This window comes from Pseudarthrobacter sp. CC4 (genome assembly GCF_048957775.1).
Classification (GTDB): domain Bacteria; phylum Actinomycetota; class Actinomycetes; order Actinomycetales; family Micrococcaceae; genus Arthrobacter.
Genome location: NZ_JARCCZ010000008.1, coordinates 61,174 through 80,299, shown reverse-complemented (window position 1 = coordinate 80,299; position 19,126 = coordinate 61,174). Strand labels below are relative to the sequence as shown.

At 66.3% G+C, this 19,126-nt stretch carries 20 protein-coding genes; 10 read left to right on the top strand and 10 right to left on the bottom strand.

Annotated elements, in window-relative coordinates:
• Positions 1-65: 65 nt before the first annotated feature.
• On the bottom strand, positions 66-1,184 hold the full coding sequence (locus PV768_RS07185) for a histidinol-phosphate transaminase (protein ID WP_421092646.1): 1,119 nt from the start codon (positions 1,182-1,184) through the stop codon (positions 66-68).
• A 91-nt stretch (positions 1,185-1,275) separates the two neighbouring features.
• Between PV768_RS07185 and PV768_RS07180 the strand changes: the two genes are divergently transcribed.
• Complete coding sequence (locus tag PV768_RS07180) at positions 1,276-1,701, top strand: phage holin family protein (RefSeq protein ID WP_321214761.1); 426 nt, start codon at positions 1,276-1,278, stop codon at positions 1,699-1,701.
• Between the two features lie 32 nt (positions 1,702-1,733).
• Here PV768_RS07180 and PV768_RS07175 read toward each other — a convergent pair whose 3' ends face one another.
• Entirely contained in the window at positions 1,734-3,080 is a 1,347-nt protein-coding gene (locus PV768_RS07175) for a hypothetical protein (RefSeq protein WP_421092645.1), read from the bottom strand.
• On the bottom strand, positions 3,080-3,382 hold the full coding sequence (locus PV768_RS07170) for a hypothetical protein (protein ID WP_421092644.1): 303 nt from the start codon (positions 3,380-3,382) through the stop codon (positions 3,080-3,082). Before PV768_RS07170 ends, PV768_RS07175 begins: the two co-directional genes overlap by 1 nt.
• A gap of 183 nt (positions 3,383-3,565) precedes the next feature.
• On the opposite strand from PV768_RS07170, the gene purB reads away from it, so the two are divergent.
• The gene (purB, locus tag PV768_RS07165) at positions 3,566-5,008 is read left to right on the top strand and encodes an adenylosuccinate lyase (protein WP_421092643.1); all 1,443 of its coding nucleotides are present in this window, start codon (positions 3,566-3,568) and stop codon (positions 5,006-5,008) included.
• 85 nt (positions 5,009-5,093) lie between these two features.
• Positions 5,094-5,765: a histidine phosphatase family protein gene (locus PV768_RS07160; protein WP_323058012.1), complete on the top strand. Its 672-nt coding sequence runs from the start codon at positions 5,094-5,096 to the stop codon at positions 5,763-5,765.
• On the opposite strand, the gene PV768_RS07155 is transcribed toward PV768_RS07160, so the two are convergent.
• The 3 genes from PV768_RS07155 to PV768_RS07145 form a co-directional block, all read right to left on the bottom strand.
• Complete coding sequence (locus PV768_RS07155) at positions 5,762-6,682, bottom strand: serine/threonine-protein kinase (protein ID WP_421092642.1); 921 nt, start codon at positions 6,680-6,682, stop codon at positions 5,762-5,764. The genes PV768_RS07160 and PV768_RS07155 overlap by 4 nt on opposite strands.
• On the bottom strand, positions 6,679-7,008 hold the full coding sequence (locus PV768_RS07150) for a hypothetical protein (protein WP_421092641.1): 330 nt from the start codon (positions 7,006-7,008) through the stop codon (positions 6,679-6,681). The genes PV768_RS07155 and PV768_RS07150 overlap by 4 nt, the downstream gene beginning before the upstream one ends.
• A 73-nt stretch (positions 7,009-7,081) precedes the next feature.
• Complete coding sequence (locus PV768_RS07145; protein ID WP_321214766.1) at positions 7,082-7,588, bottom strand: MarR family winged helix-turn-helix transcriptional regulator; 507 nt, start codon at positions 7,586-7,588, stop codon at positions 7,082-7,084.
• A 153-nt stretch (positions 7,589-7,741) separates the two neighbouring features.
• Here PV768_RS07145 and PV768_RS07140 point away from each other — a divergent pair, with 153 nt between their 5' ends.
• The 5 genes from PV768_RS07140 to PV768_RS07120 all read left to right on the top strand — a co-directional run bounded on the left by PV768_RS07140 (position 7,742) and on the right by PV768_RS07120 (position 13,033).
• Positions 7,742-8,245: a GNAT family N-acetyltransferase gene (locus PV768_RS07140; protein ID WP_321214767.1), complete on the top strand. Its 504-nt coding sequence runs from the start codon at positions 7,742-7,744 to the stop codon at positions 8,243-8,245.
• Positions 8,246-8,333: 88 nt separating this feature from the next.
• The gene (locus PV768_RS07135) at positions 8,334-8,774 is read left to right on the top strand and encodes an acyl-CoA thioesterase (RefSeq protein WP_104999457.1); all 441 of its coding nucleotides are present in this window, start codon (positions 8,334-8,336) and stop codon (positions 8,772-8,774) included.
• Positions 8,775-9,016: 242 nt separating this feature from the next.
• Positions 9,017-10,093: an extracellular solute-binding protein gene (locus PV768_RS07130; protein ID WP_421092640.1), complete on the top strand. Its 1,077-nt coding sequence runs from the start codon at positions 9,017-9,019 to the stop codon at positions 10,091-10,093.
• A gap of 55 nt (positions 10,094-10,148) precedes the next feature.
• Entirely contained in the window at positions 10,149-11,216 is a 1,068-nt protein-coding gene (locus PV768_RS07125; RefSeq protein WP_421092639.1) for an ABC transporter ATP-binding protein, read from the top strand.
• Positions 11,213-13,033, top strand: a complete 1,821-nt coding sequence (locus PV768_RS07120) for an ABC transporter permease (protein WP_421092638.1) — start codon at positions 11,213-11,215, stop codon at positions 13,031-13,033. Before PV768_RS07125 ends, PV768_RS07120 begins: the two co-directional genes overlap by 4 nt.
• Here PV768_RS07120 and PV768_RS07115 read toward each other — a convergent pair whose 3' ends face one another.
• Entirely contained in the window at positions 13,034-14,089 is a 1,056-nt protein-coding gene (locus PV768_RS07115) for an FAD-dependent monooxygenase (protein ID WP_421092637.1), read from the bottom strand.
• A 56-nt stretch (positions 14,090-14,145) separates the two neighbouring features.
• On the opposite strand from PV768_RS07115, the gene PV768_RS07110 reads away from it, so the two are divergent.
• Positions 14,146-14,685: a TetR/AcrR family transcriptional regulator gene (locus PV768_RS07110; RefSeq protein ID WP_421092636.1), complete on the top strand. Its 540-nt coding sequence runs from the start codon at positions 14,146-14,148 to the stop codon at positions 14,683-14,685.
• Between the two features lie 96 nt (positions 14,686-14,781).
• Here the strand turns inward: PV768_RS07110 and PV768_RS07105 are convergent, their stop codons facing one another.
• The 3 genes from PV768_RS07105 to PV768_RS07095 form a co-directional block, all read right to left on the bottom strand.
• Positions 14,782-15,969, bottom strand: coding sequence for a 4-hydroxybenzoate 3-monooxygenase (locus PV768_RS07105; RefSeq protein WP_421092635.1), 1,188 nt, complete (start codon positions 15,967-15,969; stop codon positions 14,782-14,784).
• Positions 15,970-16,090: 121 nt separating this feature from the next.
• Positions 16,091-16,834: an IclR family transcriptional regulator gene (locus PV768_RS07100; RefSeq protein ID WP_323058005.1), complete on the bottom strand. Its 744-nt coding sequence runs from the start codon at positions 16,832-16,834 to the stop codon at positions 16,091-16,093.
• A gap of 53 nt (positions 16,835-16,887) precedes the next feature.
• The gene (locus tag PV768_RS07095; RefSeq protein WP_421092634.1) at positions 16,888-17,976 is read right to left on the bottom strand and encodes an FUSC family protein; all 1,089 of its coding nucleotides are present in this window, start codon (positions 17,974-17,976) and stop codon (positions 16,888-16,890) included.
• Positions 17,977-18,141: 165 nt separating this feature from the next.
• Here PV768_RS07095 and PV768_RS07090 point away from each other — a divergent pair, with 165 nt between their 5' ends.
• Complete coding sequence (locus PV768_RS07090; RefSeq protein ID WP_157240282.1) at positions 18,142-18,981, top strand: ACT domain-containing protein; 840 nt, start codon at positions 18,142-18,144, stop codon at positions 18,979-18,981.
• Positions 18,982-19,126: the final 145 nt, after the last annotated feature.

Sequence of the window (19,126 nt, the reverse complement as noted above, 5' to 3'; positions counted from 1 at the left end):
TATATATTGCTGTACTGATCCTAACTTTATCTTCAGTAGGTAGCCGCAGAGCTACTTGTTAAGCGCTAGGAACCCCGTGGCGCCTTTGTATAGTTCGCACACAGCCGAAGGAACCGGGAGTTCGCCTCGACCTCGCCGATGCTCACCCTCACGCCTTCGCCCGGGAATGCGCGGACGGACAGCGCCTGTGCCCCGGCCGCCTCGGCGAACTCGGCACTGTGCTCGCCCAGGTCCAGCCAGACGAAGTTCCCTTGGGCGTCGGGAACAGCCCACCCCAGGCTTCGCAGGCCTGCCGTGACCCGCTCCCGCTCATCAACCAGGCTTTGTACCCTTTCTACAACCTGGGGGAAGTTCTGCAGCGACACAATCGCGGCCTTTTCGGCAATCTGCGACACGGCGAAGGGGGTTGCGGCCACCCTAAGGTGCTGCGTCAGCGCAGGGTTGGACACGCTGTAACCAACCCGCAGCCCGGCCAGTCCGTGCGCCTTGGAGAAGGTCCGGAGCACCACCACGTTGGGGTACCTGCGGTACATGTCGAGTCCATCCACCGCTTCGTCGTCCCGCACGAACTCCTGGTAGGCCTCGTCAATCACTACCACCACGTGAGGGGGGACGAGCCGGATGAATTCCTCGGTTTCCGCTGCGCGAAGGGCCGGGCCGGTGGGATTGTTGGGTGTGCAGAGGAGGACCATTTTGGTCCGGGGCGTCACGGCGGCGGCCATCGCGGGAAGGTCGTGCCGGCCCTCGGCAGTGACGGGGATGCGCACGCCTTCACCCCCGGAGAGGCCCACACTGATGGGGTACACCTCAAAGGAGCGCCACGCGTAGACCACCTCATCCGGCGTACCGTCGTCGTTCCGTCCCACGAAAGTTGCCAGGAGCTGGTTCAGGGCGCCGAGGCTGCCGGCGCCCGTGACGATGTCCTCCGCGGGGACACCCAGGAATGCGGACAGCTCACCGCGGAGCCTGCTGCTCAGCGGGTCCGGGTACCGGTTGAAGTCGGTCTGGTGCGCAATGGCATCCAGGACCGCGGGGAGCGGGGGCAGCGGGTTCTCATTGGAAGACAGCTTGTAACTGGCCAGCCCGTCAACGGCGGCGGGGGGTTTTCCGGCGGCGTAGCGGGGTAACCGGGCCACCACGGGACGGGGCTGGACGCCGCCCGTCACTGTCTCAGATGACGTCATGCAGACCAGCCTACTTCGCTGGATGCAGGAGGGAAGCGCAGGCTGCCCCCTCCCTCAAGCAGCTGACAGGGAGGTATGGAAACATAGGACCATGCGTTCATTCATCGGCCGGGTCCTCATCAACGCGCTGGCCTTGTGGATTGCCAGCTGGGTTCTTCCCGGCCTGGATATCACCACATCGGCTACAACAGACGCGGTAGCCAAGACCGGCGTGGCAGAGGGAACGGACGTGGCAGGAACTGTCCTGGCGTACTTGTTCATCGGCCTGATCTTCGGATTGGTCAATGCGTTCATCCGCCCTTTAGTGAGCTTCCTGTCCCTCCCAATCACCATCCTGACGCTGGGTCTCTTCACCATCGTCATCAGCGCCGCGATGCTGTACGTGACGTCCTGGATCAGCAGTTTCACGCCGGTCCACTTCACCATTGATTCGTTCTTCTGGACTGCAGTGCTCGGAGCCATCATCATCACCCTGATCTCGCTGGTGGCCGGCCGGCTCGTCGGCGTCCGCCGGTAAGCCTGCACTTCCCCGCCCGGCCTTGCCCGGGCCTAGCGTCCCGCAAAACCACGTGCCGGTTTGTGGGAATCCGCCGACGCCGCAGCAGGTGCCGGGGCCCTTGTCCTCGACAGGGAAAACCGCGTGGCCGTGGCGGCGCCTCCCGTCCCGAGTATGGCGCCCAGCGCCGCGGTGGACTCCACCAGCGAAGGGTCGCGGCTTTGTGACACCAGCCGGGCACCGTCCTGGTAGCTGCTGAGCTGATGGCCCGGACCTATGCCTACGTCCTCTCCCGTCTGAACGTACAAGTCATTGGTCATGGTGACCGTGACCTGGTTTCTGGCGTCCGGGTTTGGTGCACCGTCGGCCCCGGGGACCCAGTCCGTCCGGTGCTCAAGGTGGAGGCTGCTGACGTCCGGCTTTGATGCAATGTGGGCTACGGGCGATCCCGCGGTCAGGACGTACCTGAGGTCGTATTCCTCCAGGAAGGCGTCGCTTGCTGCCAGGTTCATCGCGTGGATGCCCCCTTGGCTGTAACCGACGCCCACTATAGGGTCACCCTTCCTGGCGCCGGCTGCTTCAAGGGCTTCCCGCACAGCCTTGTTGACACTTTCCGAGCTGTCTCCCACGCCTTCGACTATGCCGTCCAGGTCAAAGGGATTTGCGCCCCCCGCAGCGTCACGCAGCTGGGTCCCCGGGATCACCACCACATAGGCTCTACGTCCGCCGCCATCAACTTCGATGACCTCGATATAGCCGGCTCCGCGTTCATCAATTACCCGGACGCGTTCCAGCAGGCCGGACGGAGAAGGATCCAGGACAATCGGAATACTTTCCTCCCTGGTGACTGCCAACGGACGAGGCTTTAGTGCTGGAATTACGACCTCCGCCAGCGCCTTGAGGAAGGGGGAGACAAAGGCGGCATTGCCGATGATGTTTTCGGTGGCGCTTCGGCTGAGAAACCCTGTCCGCCAGAAGTCCGTGTGGCGTTGCAGCTCTCCTTCGACGTTTGGAACTCCAAGACCACGGGCAGCGCCTGCCAGCCGCTCCGCCATTTCGTACTCGTGCTTGCAGGCCCGGACCTTGCTGCTGATGTGCTGCAACTCGGTCCGCACCACCTGGACGCTCCGCCCAGCCTCACCCACCGCATTCAGGGCCATGGTTCCCGTCCACCGGGGCAGATCCTGGAAAGGAGTGAGGTCCTCCCAGATGCGGCGGACCTCAACCTCGATCGCGGCCAACCTGCCTGCAAGATCGTCCAGTTTTTCGGCGCCTCCCGCGAGCTCCTCCAGTTGGAAGCGGATACCGCCCACGCCGCCCCGGATCGCCAGGGGCCCATCGTCCGCCGGGCCGGAAACCCGGATGGGCCCGCCGCTGCCGGAAGGGGTGGCCTCGGCCATCAGGGCCTGCCGCTGTAGGAGCAGGCAGCCACCAAGGTCTCCTGGCTGTGCCTGGCCACAGCTGCCCTTGCCTCAATCAACGATTCAAGGGAACGGCGCAGGGCAACGGCCTGCAGTGACACAGAGTCCCGGTAGGCCCTGCCGGCCGGTGACTCCCACTGCAGCAACTGGATATCCCTGAATCCTGCCAGGACTTCCTCTGCCCGGACCAGGCAGGCCCCAATGCGATCGGCCAACTGGTCCACCTGGGCAGCACGGAGCATGTCGGCCTGCAGGTCAGGGCCCGCCAGTTCTCTGCCCATTGCCCCTCCACCACACCTTTGCCGTTGCATCCGAAACTCCCCGCCCTATCCGGGAGCTGCCTTTCCATTCCCGACGCTACGGAGCGGCCGCTCCGGACTGAAGATCCCTCGTGGTGTATGTGGACAAGTAACGTGGACAGCCGCCGCTTAAGGGGGTGCCGGACTTCATGAAAGAATCAGCACATGCCTGAAACTGCCGCCACAGCTGACACCCGTACGCCCTCAGGACGCCTGGCCCTTGCCGCGTCCCCGGAAAGAATTGCGCTCGGCCCGCTGGACGGCCGGTACCAGTCGGCTGTCGCACCCCTGGTGGACTACCTTTCGGAGGCGGCCCTCAACCGGGACCGCGTGGCGGTGGAAGTTGAATGGCTCATCCACCTGACCAGCAACAACGTCCTTCCCGGGGCCGGCCCGCTCACCCCGGAACAGCAGGAGCAGCTGCGTGCGATCGTCACTGAATTCGACGCGGCGTCCGTGGCAGAACTTGCTGACATCGAGGCCGTCACCGTCCACGACGTCAAGGCCGTGGAGTATTACATCGGCCGGCGACTGCCCGCCATCGGGATCGAAAACCTGACGGCGATGGTCCACTTCGGCTGCACGTCCGAGGACATCAACAACCTCTCCTACGCGCTGGGCATCAAGGGCGCTGTGGAGGACGTGTGGCTGCCCGCCGCGCGGGCCCTGGTGGCCCAGATCAGCAAGATGGCCCAGGAAAACCGGGCGGTTCCCATGCTGTCCCGGACCCACGGCCAGCCGGCCACCCCCACCACCCTGGGCAAGGAACTGGCCGTCATCGCGCACCGCCTCACGCGCCAGCTGGACCGGATCGCGAAAACCGAATACCTGGGCAAGATCAACGGCGCCACCGGCACGTACGCGGCGCACGTGGCGTCGGTCCCCGGCGCCGACTGGCAGCAGGTGTCCAAGTCTTTCGTGGAGGCCCTGGGGCTGACCTGGAACCCGCTGACCACGCAGATCGAGAGCCACGACTGGCAGGCAGAGCTGTACGCGGACGTTGCACGCTTCAACCGCATCCTCCACAACGTCTGCACGGACATCTGGAGCTACATCTCCATCGGCTATTTCGCGCAGATCCCGGTGGCCGGTGCCACGGGTTCCTCCACCATGCCGCACAAGGTGAACCCGATCCGCTTCGAGAACGCCGAGGCCAACCTGGAGATCTCCTCGGGCCTGCTGGACGTCCTGGGGTCCACCCTTGTGACGTCCCGCTGGCAGCGCGACCTCACCGACTCCTCGAGCCAGCGCAACATCGGTGTGGCATTCGGCCACTCCCTCCTGGCCATCTCCAACGTGGCCAAGGGCCTGGAGCGCCTGGACGTGGCCGAGGACGTCCTGGCCGGCGACCTGGACACCAACTGGGAAGTGCTGGGGGAAGCCATCCAGATGGTCATGCGCGCTGAGGCGATCGCCGGCGTCGAAGGCATGGAGAACCCCTACGAGCGGCTCAAGGACCTCACCCGGGGCCAGCGGGTGGACGCGGCCCGCATGCAGGAATTCGTGCAAAGCCTTGGCTTGACACCGGAAGCTGAGGCCCGGCTGCTCGCCCTGACCCCCGGAAAGTACACCGGCATCGCGGACCAGCTGGTGGACCACCTTAAGTAAAAGTACGACGACGGCGCCGGGCTCCCAGGGCCCGGCGCCTTTCTTCCGGGTCATCCCGGCTTGCCGGGAGTGCGAAACTGGAAGCATGAAGCTGCTGCTCATCCGCCACGGACAGACTCCCGGTAACGTGCTTGGCCAACTCGATACGGCGCATCCCGGCCCCGGGCTGACGGAACTTGGCGAACGGCAGGCCGAGGCCATGGCCCGCTCGCTGGCGAACGAGCCCATCGGCGCCCTGTACGCGTCCACGCTGATCAGGACCCAGATCACCGCCGCGCCGCTGGGCCGGCTGCACGGCCTGGATATCGAGGTGCTGGACGGCCTGCACGAAATCGAAGCCGGTTCCCTCGAGAAACTGACGGACCATGAAGCCCACAAGCGCTACATGGGGACCGTCTTCTCCTGGGCCGCCGGGGACCTGGACCGGCGGATGCCGGCGGGTCCGGACGGGCACACGTTCTTTGACCGCTTCGACGCTGCCATCCGCCGGGTCGTGGACCGGGCACTCGACCAGCAGCATGAGGCCGCTGCGGTGGTCAGCCACGGTGCGGCGATCCGCACCTGGGCTGGACGCCGGGCGGAAGACGCGGACCACGAATTCGCCGCGCGCCATGTGCTGGCAAATACCGGAATCGTGGCGCTGGAAGGGGATCCGGACCGCGGGTGGAAGCTCATCCACTGGGACGGAAGCCCCGTGGGCGGACTTGCCCTCGCCGACCCAACCGCGGAGGACCCCACCGGCCGGGACCTGGCCTAGGCGAGCTGGCGGATCCGCCGGGCAGGGAAAACCGCCCTCCCGCGGCAGGGGCTGACCATTTCGCCGGCGGGTACGGGGACGAGCCGCGCGGCCATGCCCGCTGCCTCCCCCGCCGTCGGACGTTCTGCGCTGTCCATGGCCGTCAGGGACCGGAGGAAGGAACGCCAGCCGGAACCCAGGGAGTCCGGCACTTGCGGACTGCGAAGGGTCCTGGCCACGAGGGACTCGATGGCAGTGCCGGGGAACGCCTTGGCTCCGGTAAGCAGCTCCAGCAGGACCAGCCCCGTGGCGTAGACATCCCAGGAGGCGCGCGCCGGTCCTCCCGATGCCTGCTCAGGGCTCATGTAGTGCACGGTTCCGGATGACATGCCGGGTTCCGGGGCCGAGCCGGCGGGCGCCACGATGCCGAAATCGATGATGCGGACAGGGCTACGCCGCAGGCCGCTCAGCATCAGGTTGGCGGGCTTGATGTCGCGGTGCACCATCCCCTGCCCGTGGAGGTGGGCCAGGGCCTCGAAGAGTCCCCGGGCCCAGCCGGCAACGACGTCGGGGTGGTACTGGCTGGTGCGGCCAGCCTCCGCGAGGCTGGGGCCCAATGCAAGTTCCTCCACAAGGAAAGGGCGGCCAGCGAGTGCAGAGTTCCCGGATACGACGCCCTGGCCGATGAATTTGACGATCGATGGGTGCTGCAGGCCCGACAGGACGGCGGCTTCGTTGCTGATCCGCTCAAAGTGTTTGGCCGAAACGTCCACGGCCACCTTCACTGCCACATCGGCCCCGCCTTCCAGGTCCGCCGCGCGGAAGACCTGCGCGAGCGCGCCGCGGCCCAGAAGGTCCTTGAGCAGGTAGCGCCCCGCCACTGTAGGTGCGGCGGCTTTGAGGGCCGCGGTTGATCGAAGGTGCGCGGGCGCGGTCATGCGGAGAGCGCCACAGGATCCGGAACCGGTACAACTGCCCCGCGCTGGGACACGCGGCCATAAGGGGACTGGATCCAGGCGTCCAGCTGGAAACCGCACCCGCACCGCCACACGGGCGGCAGGTGCACGGGACCGCCGTCCTCCGGTTCGAAGGTATAGCCGACGGCGGCAGGCCCCACGGCGGGGGTGACGAGTTCCATGGCGGAGCCGCAGTGGACGGCGGGACTGACGGCAGCCCCGCCCTGCTGGGGCGAAGCGTTGAAGGGCGCGCTGCACGCAAGGGATTCCAAGGGCAAAAGCTCAGTAAAGGTAACCAAGACGCTCACGACTCCGGCTGTAAGGATTACGGGAATAATCGTAAGCATACATATTGCTAGCCAATCTAGCTAGCTAGGCTAGTTACTTCTCGTCGTGTTGCGCCTGCTGCAGTGCCTCGGTCATCCGCTCCAGGAACTTGACTACCACCCGGGCCTCCTCTGCGGTCAGCCCTTCGGCCACCGACATCATCTGCCGGTGCATGGCGCCGAGCGTTACGCGGACTTCCTTGTCCGATTCGACGGTGGGAACCACAACCACGGAGCGCCTGTCCGTGGGATGGGCCTCGCGGCGCACATGCCCGCTCGCCACAAGCCTGTCAATGAGGGAGGTGGTCGAGGCGCTGGTGATGCCCAGGAACTGGCTGATGTCCTTGGGTACCACCGTTTTGCCGGATGCCTGGACGCGCAGCAGGTAGCGCAGGGCAAGAATGTCCGTTTCACCCATTCCCATGGAGTCGCGGGTGGACCGGCGTACCGCCGTTTCAGCGGTCCGGTAGTCCCGCAACGACTTCAGCACCGCCGCGCCGTAGTCCAGTTGACCGTCCGGCCCGTACCAATACCCGGAGCCTTCATTACCCGTAGAACGCATGGAATCATACTAGACCAGCTGATAACTAGACAGCCAAGTGAGTTGGCCACGGCATGAACGGCACGTTATCCCGGAGCTAACCGGAAAGAAACACCGGCGTAACGGCCGCCTCCTACTCTGGGTTTGCATAACCCTTCGGCGAATCGAGGCACAATGCAGACCAATCCGCGCCTTAACATCAGGCAGGTCCCCTGGTCCAACCCCGTGGGCGCCGCTCTGCGCCACGCCCAGCAGGCCGAACTGGACGCCCGCTTTGGCACCCCGGACCACGAACCCGGGCCGCCGCCGTCGGGCGCCGACTGCGCAGTCTTCCTTGTTGCCTATGACAAGGGCTCGGGGCAGCCCGTGGGCTGCGGCGGCCTGCGCATGCTCGATGCGGAAACGGCGGAGATCAAACGGCTGTACGTCGTTCCGTACACCCGGGGTTCCGGTGTGGCCAGTTCCATCCTCGCAGCCCTCGAGGCGGAAGCCTTCAAGCAGGGAATCACGCGGATCAAGGCGGAAGCAGGATCGGCTCAGCCGGACGGGCGGAACTTCTACGAAAACTCGGGTTTTGAAGCCGTTCCCAACTTTGGACCCTACATAGGTGTTGCGCACTCCTACTGCTACGCGAAGAGCATCAACGCCCGCAGCGCGGCCCATACCGCCATGGCCTAGGCCCGCCGGCGCCCGGCAGTCCGCCCCCGCCAGGGGCGCGGAGGCGTCACATGGGTGCGCCGGCGCCGCTCTCAGCTAACCTCGCCCTATGGAAACAGCAGACATCACTTTCCGCACCCGCAAGTGGGTCCGGCCCGAGGACCTCAACGCGAACGGGACGCTGTTCGGCGGCAGCCTGCTGAAGTGGATCGATGAGGAAGCTGCCATCTATGCCATCCTCCAGCTCGGCAACGGCCGTGCCGTCACCAAGTACATTTCGGAAATCAACTTCGTCAGCTCGGCGGTGCAGGGCGACCTCATCGAGATGGGGCTGACCGCCACGCGCTTCGGCAGGACTTCGCTGACCATGCGCGCCGAGGTCCGCAACATGATCACCCGCCAAAGCATCCTCACCATCGAGGAAATCGTCTTCGTGAACCTCAACCCATCCGGCAAGCCGGAGCCGCACGGCTATACCGAGATCACGTACGACCGGGACAGGATCCCCACGCACCACCTCACGGAGACGTTGAGCGGAGACGCACAGTAAGGACTGACGACGGCGGCGCGTCCGTTCCGCCGCCGGGCCGCCGTTGCAGGTGCCCGCTGCGGCCCCCTGGGCAGCTTTTGCCGCCCGTTCACCCGCCCGCCTCCGACCGTTCTCCTGCCTGGACCAGAGTGGACAGCCGGGCTGTTTATCGAATCGATAGCCATAACAGCCGTGAATTCCGCATGCCCGGCGTTAGGCTTGCCGGACATGCTTCGATTCCAGTCCAGAAATGAGTCCAGATCGTGCGTAAATTGAAGACCCTGGTTGCCGCCGCCGTCACCGTCACCCTTCTTGCCGGATGCGGCGGTGGGGCCGCCACCCCCGCCGCGTCAGGGGAGTCCTCCCCAGCTCCGGCAGGCGGCTCGGGAGAAACCCTGGTTGTCTACACCAACTCCAACGGCGAGGGCCGCGGGGACTGGCTGACCGCCAAGGCCGCTGAAGCGGGCTTCAAAATCGAGATCGTCGGTGCCGGCGGCGCAGATGCCACCAACAAACTGATTGCCGAGAAGAACAACCCGATTGCCGACGTCGCGTTCGGGCTGAACAACATGTACTTCTCGCAGATCAAGGCCGCAGACGCCCTGGAGCCCTACGAGCCGGCCTGGGCCGGCGAAGTGGACAAGGGACTGGGTGACGGCGAGGCCTACTGGCCCTTGGTAAAGCAGGCAATCCTCCTTGGCTACAACTCGGACAAGATCTCGAAGGACAAGGCCCCGCAGGACTGGACCGACCTGTGGGCCAAGGACGAGTTCAAGGACCGCTACGAGCGCGTGACAGGCCTGGGCACCGCCACCGCCCAGCTCGTTTTCGCGGGAATCCTCAGCCGCTACCGTGACGATTCGGGCGACCTTGGCATCTCCGACGAGGGCTGGAAGCAGGTGGAGCAGTACTTCCAGAACGGCAGCCCGGCGGTAGCAAAGACCGACCTCTTTGCCCGTATCGCGTCCGGCGAAGTGGACATGGGCCAGATGCCGTCCTCGATCATCGCCGAGCGCGAGAAATCCTTCAAGGTGAATGTCGAGACAGTGGTCCCCTCCGTGGGTGTCCCGCTCGCCGTGGAACAGATCGCCCTGGTGAAGGGCACCAAGAAGGAGGAGCAGGCCAGGAAATTCATCGACTGGTTCGGCAGCTCCGAGGTCCAGGGCGAGTTCGCAAAGCAGTTCAATTCCATGCCGGTCAACAAGGAAGCCGAAGCCCAGGCCAACCCCGAGGTGGTGGACTTCTTCGCTGACCTCAAGCAGCAGGACATCGACTGGGAGTTCGTGCAGGAGAACATGGGCGCCTGGGTGGAGAAGATCGAGCTCGAGTACATGACGTAACCGGTCCGCTGCCGGCCCCGTCAACCCGAACTTCGCTTCATCAGACAGGTTTGCCATGATCCGCTTGGACAACATCGAAGTTTCCTTTGGTGAATTCACCGCCATCCCCAACCTTGAACTGCACGTGCGTCCGGGGGAGTTTTTCACCCTCCTGGGGCCGTCCGGCTGCGGGAAAACGACGGCCCTGCGGACGTTGGCGGGCTTCATCCAGCCTTCCACCGGCACGGTGCACGTTGACGGCAAGGACGTTACCCGGCTTCCCAGCGACAAGAGGCAGGTGGGGATGGTGTTCCAAAACTACGCCCTCTTCCCAAGCATGAGCGTGTGGGAAAACATCGCCTTCGGCCTCCGGGTCCGGAAGGAGAAACCGGCGGACAGTGACCGCCTGGTCCGGGACATCGCGCGGCGGGTGGAGCTCAGCGATGAACAGTTGTCCAAGAATGTGGCGGAACTGTCCGGCGGCCAGCAGCAGAGGGTTGCCGTGGCACGGGCGCTCGTGCTGCGGCCCAAAATCCTCCTGCTGGACGAACCGCTGTCCAACCTGGATGCCAAACTGCGCCACCAGCTCCGGCAGCAGCTCAAGGACCTGCAGAGCGAGTTCGGCATCACCACTGTGTACGTCACCCACGACCAGGACGAGGCCCTGGCCATGAGCGACCGCGTGGCGGTGTTCAACAAGGGCGTGGTGGAACAGGTGGGGACGCCGCAGGAGATCTACGACCACTCTGCGTCCGAGTTTGTCTGCAACTTCATCGGCGACAGCTCCGCACTGACCCCGGAGTTCGTGGCGGAACTGAACCGGCTTGCGGGGGCAGCGCTCAGCACGGACGCCAAATCCTACCTTCGGGTGGAAAAGGCGTCCCTGGCCCGCGGGGCTGAAGGAGGCGGCGCCGTCGGACTTTCCGGCACGGTGGTGTCCCGCACCTACCACGGCCTGCACAGCCGCTATGTGGTGCGCAGCCACGGAGCGGACATCCGGTTGCTCGTGAAGGAGGACGGCGGCGCCCACCCGGAACGGGGCACGGAAACCACGGTCTACCTCCAGCCCGGGCACGTCCTGCAGTACCACCCCGTGACGGGGGCTGCCCTTCGGCAGCAGGACCCGGCAGCAGTCCTGCCATGAGCAGCACTGCGGTCCGCGGCATGGCCCGCTCCCCCTTCGTGCTGGTGGTTGGCGTGGTCCTGACCTGGTTCATTGCGGCGTTCCTGGTGTGGCCCAACATCAACGTCCTGATCGCCACGTTCTTCCCGGACGGCAGCTTCTCCGGGAGGGCGGCCGAAAAGCTCTTCACGTCGCAGCGGGCCATGAAGGCGCTCGGCAACAGTTTCCTGCTGGCGGTGGCCCTGTCCATCACGGTGAACCTGGTAGGCGTGTTCATTGTCCTGGTGACGCACTACTTCCGGATCCGCGGCTCCAGGATCCTGTTCCTCGGCTATGCATCCACCTTCATCTACGGCGGCATTGTCCTGGCCGCCGGGTACAAGTTCATTTACGGGGACAAGGGAATCGTCACCTCGCTGCTGGTGAAGGTGTTCCCCGGCATGGACCCCGGCTGGTTCTCGGGCTTCTTCGCGGTCCTGGTGGTGATGACGTTCGCCACCACCACCAACCACATGCTGTTCGTGGCCAACGCGCTGAAGGGCATTGACTACCAGACCATTGAAGCGGCCCGGAACCTGGGGGCATCAACCTGGACCATCCTGCGGCGGATCGTGCTGCCCATGCTCAAGCCCACCCTGTTCGCCGTCACCATCCTGTCCTTCCTCACCGGGCTGGGCGCCCTGAGCGCTCCTCAGGTGCTGGGCGGGCGTGACTTCCAAACCATCACCCCCATGATCCTGACCTTCACCAACAGCCCCACCTCCAGGGACCTGGCGGCGCTGCTGGCGGTGATCCTTGGGCTGGCCACGATCCTGATGCTCGCCGTGATGTCGCGGCTGGAAAAAGGCGGCACCTACTTCTCGGTGTCCAAGGTGTCCTCGGCCCTGCAGAAGCAGGACATCACCCATCCGGTGGCCAATGCGGCTGTCCATGCTGTTGCCTACCTGCTGTTTGCCGTCTACACGCTGCCGGTGGTGCTGATTGTCCTGTACTCGTTCGCCGACGGCGCTGCCATCCAGACCGGCCAGCTTTCGCTCGGCAGCCTGACGCTCGAGAACTACCAGCGGGTCCTCACCCAGCCGTCGGGGCTGCGGCCGTTCATCGTCAGCGTGCTGTACAGCGCCCTGGCCGCCGTGATTGCCGTGGGCGGGCTGCTGTTTGTGGCCAGGCTGCTGCAGAAGTACAAAAACTGGGTGGCGTCGGTCTTCGAATACCTGCTCCACATCCCCTGGATCCTGCCGTCCGCACTGCTGGCCCTTGGCCTCATCATCAGCTACGACCACCCCAATCCCCTGGTGGGCGGGGCAGTGCTCACCGGCACCACCGTGATCCTGCTGATCGCTTTCGTGACGGTCAAAATCCCGTTCACGCTGCGCATGCTCAAAGCGTCCTTTGCTTCCGTGAATTCCTCCCTGGAGGAAGCGGCGGCCATCATGGGCGCAAAGACCCTGTATGTCTTCCGGCGGATCCTCCTGCCGCTGGTGCTCCCGGCTGCCGCCGCCATTACGGCGTTGAACTTCAACAGCCTGCTCGACGACTACGACACCGCGATCTTCCTGGCCCACCCCCTGGTCCAGCCGCTGGGCCTGGTCATCAAGGCGAACACGGATGGCGCGGAGGGTGTGGACGGCGTCGCCAACACCTTTGTGTATACCGTGCTCCTGATGATCATCACCGGGGTGACCATGTACCTGGTGTACGGCCGCTCCAGCCGGGGCGGGTCGCGGAAAAAGCGGCTGCCGGCCCTTCCGCCCGCATCTGCCGCCCCTGGCCCCGGGGTCCCCGGGGCCGCCGGGTTCGGGGCGGACGCGCCGCAGCCGGCCGCTACCGTCCGGTGATCACCCGGCAGAACCGCTGACGACGGCGGTGCGTCCGTTCCGCCGTCGGGCAAGCCTGAGGAGGCCGTCACGCAGCGGCTGGGCACCGTCCGCAAAGGCGACGCGTCCCAGCGCGGCGGATGCCAGGCTCAGAGCCCGCGTGCGAAGCCACCGCTGGCGGTTGTAGGCATGCAGTGCCTGGCCTTCTGGCAGCGTGTTGAGGAGGCCAGCCAGTGTTACGGCATCCACCAACGACTCGCAGGCGCCACGCCCCAAGGTGGGCATCATGGCGTGTGCGGCATCGCCGATGAGCACGGCACGTCCACGGACGTAGGAGCCAAGATGCGGAACTGTCCAGAGCCGCTGGACCAGGCATGCTTCGGGCGTGGCTGCGGCCAGCGTGCGGCGGATGGCGGGCGCGTGCCTGGAATAGCGCTCCCGGGCGTATTCCAGGGCTGATGCTGCGTCAATTCCGTACGGGCCCATCGCGGACCGGTAGCTGGCCCACCAGAAGGACCCTCCCCGGGCGGCAGCCATGCCGAACAGGTCGCCGCGGCCCCAGTATTCGCCCACCTCGTCGTGGCTGACCGGAGCAGGCAGGGTCCCGCGGAGGGCAAGGTACGGGGTGAGGCGGGCCTCCTTTCCGGCGCCCCAGACCTCCCGCCGGACTGCGCTGTGCACGCCGTCGGCCCCGACCACCAGGCTGCCGTCGTCGGGAAGTGACCTGACGGTGCTGGTGATCCGGCGGACGGTTCCCGGGACGGCACCGTCCAGCAACCGCAGCAGGTCAGCCCGGGAAATGCCGAACATCTCCCCCGCGTTGACGGTGATCCAGGGCTCTCCCTGGGCGTCACGGACCGATCCGCTGCCGAGCACCGGGCTGACCGCCCGCGCCTCTTCAAGGATTCCCAGACGCGCAAGGGCACGTTGGGCGTTGGGCCACATCCCCAGCGTGTTGCCCACGGCCGGCAGCCCGGGCCGTTTCTCGTACACCGTCACCTGGAACCGGCTGTGGTCCAGGCCCGCGGCCAGCGCCAGGCCGGCAATGCCGCCGCCAACAATCGCAATTGTCTCCATGCTGGCGACTTTACTACTTTTGTAGTATTTGCGAAACGGTCAATTAGACTGGGCGCATGCCTGACCGCCGCACGGAACTGATGGACGCCGCCCTCCGGGTGGTGGCGGACAAAGGCATGAAGGGCCTCACGCACCGGGCCGTTGACGCGGCGGCGCAGCTCGCGGAAGGCACAACGTCCAACTACTACCGGACCCGCGCGGCGCTCGTGGAGGCCGCGCTGGGCCGCATGGAGCAGCTCGACGGCCAGCTGCTCCAGGACCTCGCCCCGTCGGGCCCGCCGGGAACCGTTGCGGAACTGGCAGACCAGCTGGCCGGGCTGGTGCTGTCACTCACCGGGAAGCATGCGGCCCTCACCCGCGCCCGCCTTGCCCTGTCCCTGGACCAGCCGGACGCGGTTAAGGCAGGGCACTTCCGGCTGGTGGGCGGCATGGAAAATACCCTCGCGGCGCTTGGGGTAACCGATGCGGCCGCCCGGGCCCGGGACGTGGCCGACTACGGCGACGGCGTGATACTCCACCTGCTCACGGTCCGGCGGGACGGGCAGCCTGATGCTGCAGCCATCGCCGCAGCAGTTCGGCGGCTGCTTGCGCCCTGAGGCCCTTCCGCTGCCGTGCACGACGCCGGCCTGCCGCCTGAGGCGGCGCCAGCCCCGCCGTCGTACCTCCACACGGGTACCTCCGCGCGCGTACTTCTAAGGCGTGCCCGGCCAGCCCGTGTAGGCCTCGGCGAGGTAGGCCATGCCGTGCCTGGACGACACCACTGAATTGAGTTCCCCTAGCTGGCGGGCGCGGGAGAAGTCATCCGCATCGGCAGGGGTGTGCAGCATGGTGGTCATCCAGTAGGAGAACTGCTGGGCCTTCCACACCCGCTCCAGGGCACGGTCGCTGTACGTCTCCAGCAGGTGCTCCGAGCCGGAGTTGTAGTGGCTGTCCAGCCCTTCGAAGAGCATCTTGACGTCGTGGATGGCCAGGTTCAGGCCCTTGGCGCCGGTGGGCGGGACCGTGTGGGCGGCATCTCCCGCGAGGAACAGGTTCCCGTAGCGCATGGGCGTGTGGACGAAGCTCCTGAAGGGCAGGACCATCTTGTCGATGACGGGGCCTTCCTTGAGCACGAAGCCGTTGCCGTTGACCCGGCTGCGGAACTCGGCCCAAATCCGTTCGTCATCCCACTCGGCCACGTTCTCCTTGGGGTCGCACTGGAAGTACATCCGCTGGACTGTCTCGGTGCGCTGGCTGATCAGGGCGAAGCCGTTGGCGGAGTTGGCATAGATGAGCTCGTCGGCGCTGCGGGGGGCTTCGGCCAGGATGCCGAACCAGGCGAAGGGGTACTCATGGAAGTACCACTTGCGGTGCGCCTCCGGGATCTGGAACCGGCAGTGGCTGCGGGACCCGTCCGCCCCCACCAGGAAGTCGGCCCGGACTTCGTACTCCACGCCCTCGGAGTCCGTGAACCAGACTTTCGGCGTGCCCTCAAGGTCATGCACCGTGGTGTCCGTGACGCTGTAGCGGACGTCGCCGCCGTCGGCTTTCCTGCGGGCGGCGAGGTCCAGGAAAACGTCAGTCTGCGGGTACAGCCACACTGATTCCCCCACCAGATCCTTGAAGTCCACCCGGTGGCTTTCGCCGTTGAAGCGCAGTTCAATGCCGTCGTGCCGGTCGCCGTCGCGCAGGACCCGGTCCGAGACGCCGCTTTCCACCAGCAGGTTGACGGTGCCGTGCTCCAGGATGCCGGCGCGGACGGTCTCGGAGATCTCCTTGTGGCTGCGGACTTCAATTACGGTGGAGTCGATCCCGGCCTTGGCCAGCAGGTGGGACAGCATCAGGCCGGCCGGGCCTGCGCCCATGATGGCCACCTGGGTGGTGATGATTGTTCGTGCCATGGCATTCTCGCTTCGTTGCGGGGCCGGCTGCCGGCCGATGGGTGCTTCTGCCTCCAGTGTGCGCGCCGGCCGGTGCACCCTGATATTCCAATTCCGTTGAACGGAAGGCAGATCTTTCCGGTTACGGTTCCGCAAGCCTCCGCGCAATACCCCGTGCGGCTGTCTGCAGGGCGGGCACCAGGGCCTGCAGGCGCATCTCCTGCAAGGGAACCACGACGCCGAGCGAGGCCACCGCGCGCTGGCGCAGGTCCAGCACGGGGACGGCGATGCCCCAGGTGTCCGGATCCACAACGCCCTTCAGCTGCGCATAGCCCTGGTGGAACGTTTCGCTGAGCAGCACCCGGACAGCGTCCGTGCCGATCTTCCCGTCGGGGTCCTCAAACTGCTCGAGGTACCGGCTTTGGAGCAGCTTGTCCTGGTGCGCCATCAGCGCCAGGCCCGCGGACGAGGTATGCACGGGCATCCGGCCGGCCACCCGGGCCCGGTTGGCCACCGAGCCGCGGCGGGACAGCCGCTCGACGAAGAGGGCTTCCCAGCCGTCCAGCACCGCCAGGTTCACGTTTTGGTTGAGGACCTGCTGGATGTCTTCCATGAACGGCATGGCCGCCTGGCGCAGGGCAAGGGTTGGGGCGGTGCGGTTGACGAGTTCCCAGAGCCTGAGCCCGGGGCGCACCATGCCTCCAGGAGCGGCCTCCAGCAGGCCGTGGCCGGCGAGCTGCCGGACCAGCCGGTGGGTGGTGGTGAGCGGCAAACCCGCGCGTTCAGCGAGTTCCGCCAGCTGCAGGGCGCTGACGTCCTCCGGAAAGGCAGAGATCAGCCGGACGATCCGGTCAACCACCGAGTCACCCGAGGCAGAATTGGCCATCGCACACCCGCGCTTCCGTTGAATGGATGGGTCAAGCCTACCCATGCGGAATCTCAGGCGGGCGGCGCACCCTTGGCAGGCGCCGTCGTCGTCCGTTCCCGGAAGCGGCGCCCGGCTCCGGGGGCAAGCACCACGGCAATGCCGACGACGGCTCCGATCACCGTCTCGATAATGCGGTCGCGGAGGAGGATCCCGGGCGAGGACGGGACCACCAGCAGGGTGGACACCAATGCCAGCGGCGTGACGAATACCTGGGCCAGCAGGTACTGGCGGATGATGAACATTTCGGCGCCGAACTGGCACAGCGCCATGACCAGCACGGTCTGCCACGGCTGAAGCCCCAGCACCAGGATCCCCGCCATCACCACCAGCCCGAGCACGGTGCCGATGATCCTCTGCACGCCGCGGCGGACACGGTGCCGCGTGGTGTGGCCCACCAGCGGAACGACGGCCGCCACCATGGCCCAGTAGTTGTGGCCGAACCCGAGGCTGTTGCCGGCCCAGGTGGCCAGCGCACCGGCCAGCCCGGCAGCCACCAGGTAACCGAGGCCCTCAAGCCAGGCGGCGCGCTTTTCTTCCGGGGTGCGGCGGATGGGCCGCGGCCGGACCCATGCCGTGCGGTGGCTGGGCAGCACCCGTGAGGAGAAGCCCACCAGCAGGGAAAAGGCCGTGGTGGCGGCGGCAACCAGCATGCCCTCCCACAGCGGCGGCTGGTTGGGGATCGAGGCGATGGCAGCGAAGGCGAAGATGTGGAAGAGGGACCCCGCAGGCCGCAGCCGAAACCAGGAAATGGCCACCGAACAGCCGCCTGCCACAAGCGTGGTGGCCAGGACCAGGAGCCAGGTGGCACCGGCGTCATCCAGTCCCCAGGCCGCACCCGCGCGGGCGGCGAGCGCTGCGAGGAGGATAACCAGCAGCATGAGCGACCCCGCCCGCAGCTGCAGGGCAAAACGGGTGCCGTGGGGTTCGCCGCGGCCGTAAATCCCGGTGAAGGCACCGAAGGACGCGAAGATGGCCAAATCCAGCCGGCCCAGCAGCACCAGGGAGAAGAGCGGAACGAAGACGCCCACCGCGCACCTCAGGGCCGGGTGGTGGTCCTTGTTGCCGGGAGCGATGCTGAACATTTCAGCGAGCAGCTTCACGTGGAATAGCGCCTTTCCTGCGGGACAGGGTGCCTGGGAGGCCCGGTTTCCGGTTTGACGGGGCGGCTGCGCTGACGTTCCTCCAGAATCCTACGCCCGGCGCGCGTCGCGAGATCGGAACAGCCGGGCAACACCCGCGAAACAGCGCCGCGCAATCCTTGGACCATGAAGCCCAGCGCAAGGACCACTCCCGAGGCTGAACTGAGCTGCGAGGTCTGCGGCCTAATGCCGGAACCCACCCGGACGCGCCTGACCTTGGCCAACGTGGCCGTGATGCTTCCGATCGAACTCCTGGTCCACGCCCTGGTGGTGGGCACCGAGCTCCCCTACCTGGCCAAGGTCCTCGTGTTGACCGTCACCGCCACCGTCCTGGTCATCTGGGTGGCGGAACCCTCCGCGGCGCGGGTGCTCCGCGGCTGGCTGCATGCTCCGGCCCTGCGGCAGCGGCGGCGGCTGGCTGTGGCGCCGGCGTTGTGGCGGGCCCGCACCGTCCTGCGGGACGAGCCGGGATCGCTGCAGAAGGTGACCAAGGCCCTGGCCCGCCTGGACACGAACATCCTGAGCATCCACGTGCACCCCGTGGCCGGCGGCGTGCTGGACGAGTTCGTACTGTCGACGCCCGGTGATGTGGACGAACACCAGCTGCTCGAGGCGCTGCAGCAGGCCGGCGGCACCCGGTCCCGCGCCTGGCCCACCACAGCCCTGGCCATGGCGGACGGCCAGACGAAGGCGCTCAGCCTCGCGGCGCGGATCGCCGACGCGCCGGATGAACTGCCGCTTGCCGTGGCCGAACTGCTGCGGGCACGGATTCTTTCCCCGGCCGAGGCGCGCCTGGAAAGGCACGACGCCGGAACGCGGCTCAAGATTCCCACGGCCTGGCACGGCCCCATCACCTTTGTGCGTCCCGGGGAGCCGTTCACCCCGGCGGAATCGGCCCGTGCCCACCGGCTTGCCGAGCTGGCCGAAATCCTGGCCCACCGTCCGGCCCCGGGCCTCCCCAACTAGGTAGCGCTAAGTGTCGTTATGACCCTCCAAAACGACACTTAGCGCTACTCAGTTGGGGTTCGGGCAGTCACAAAGCGGTTTTTCGAGCTGCAACGGTCCCGCACGGAAAAAAGCCTTGACAGTGGTCCCGGTCACTTCTACCTTT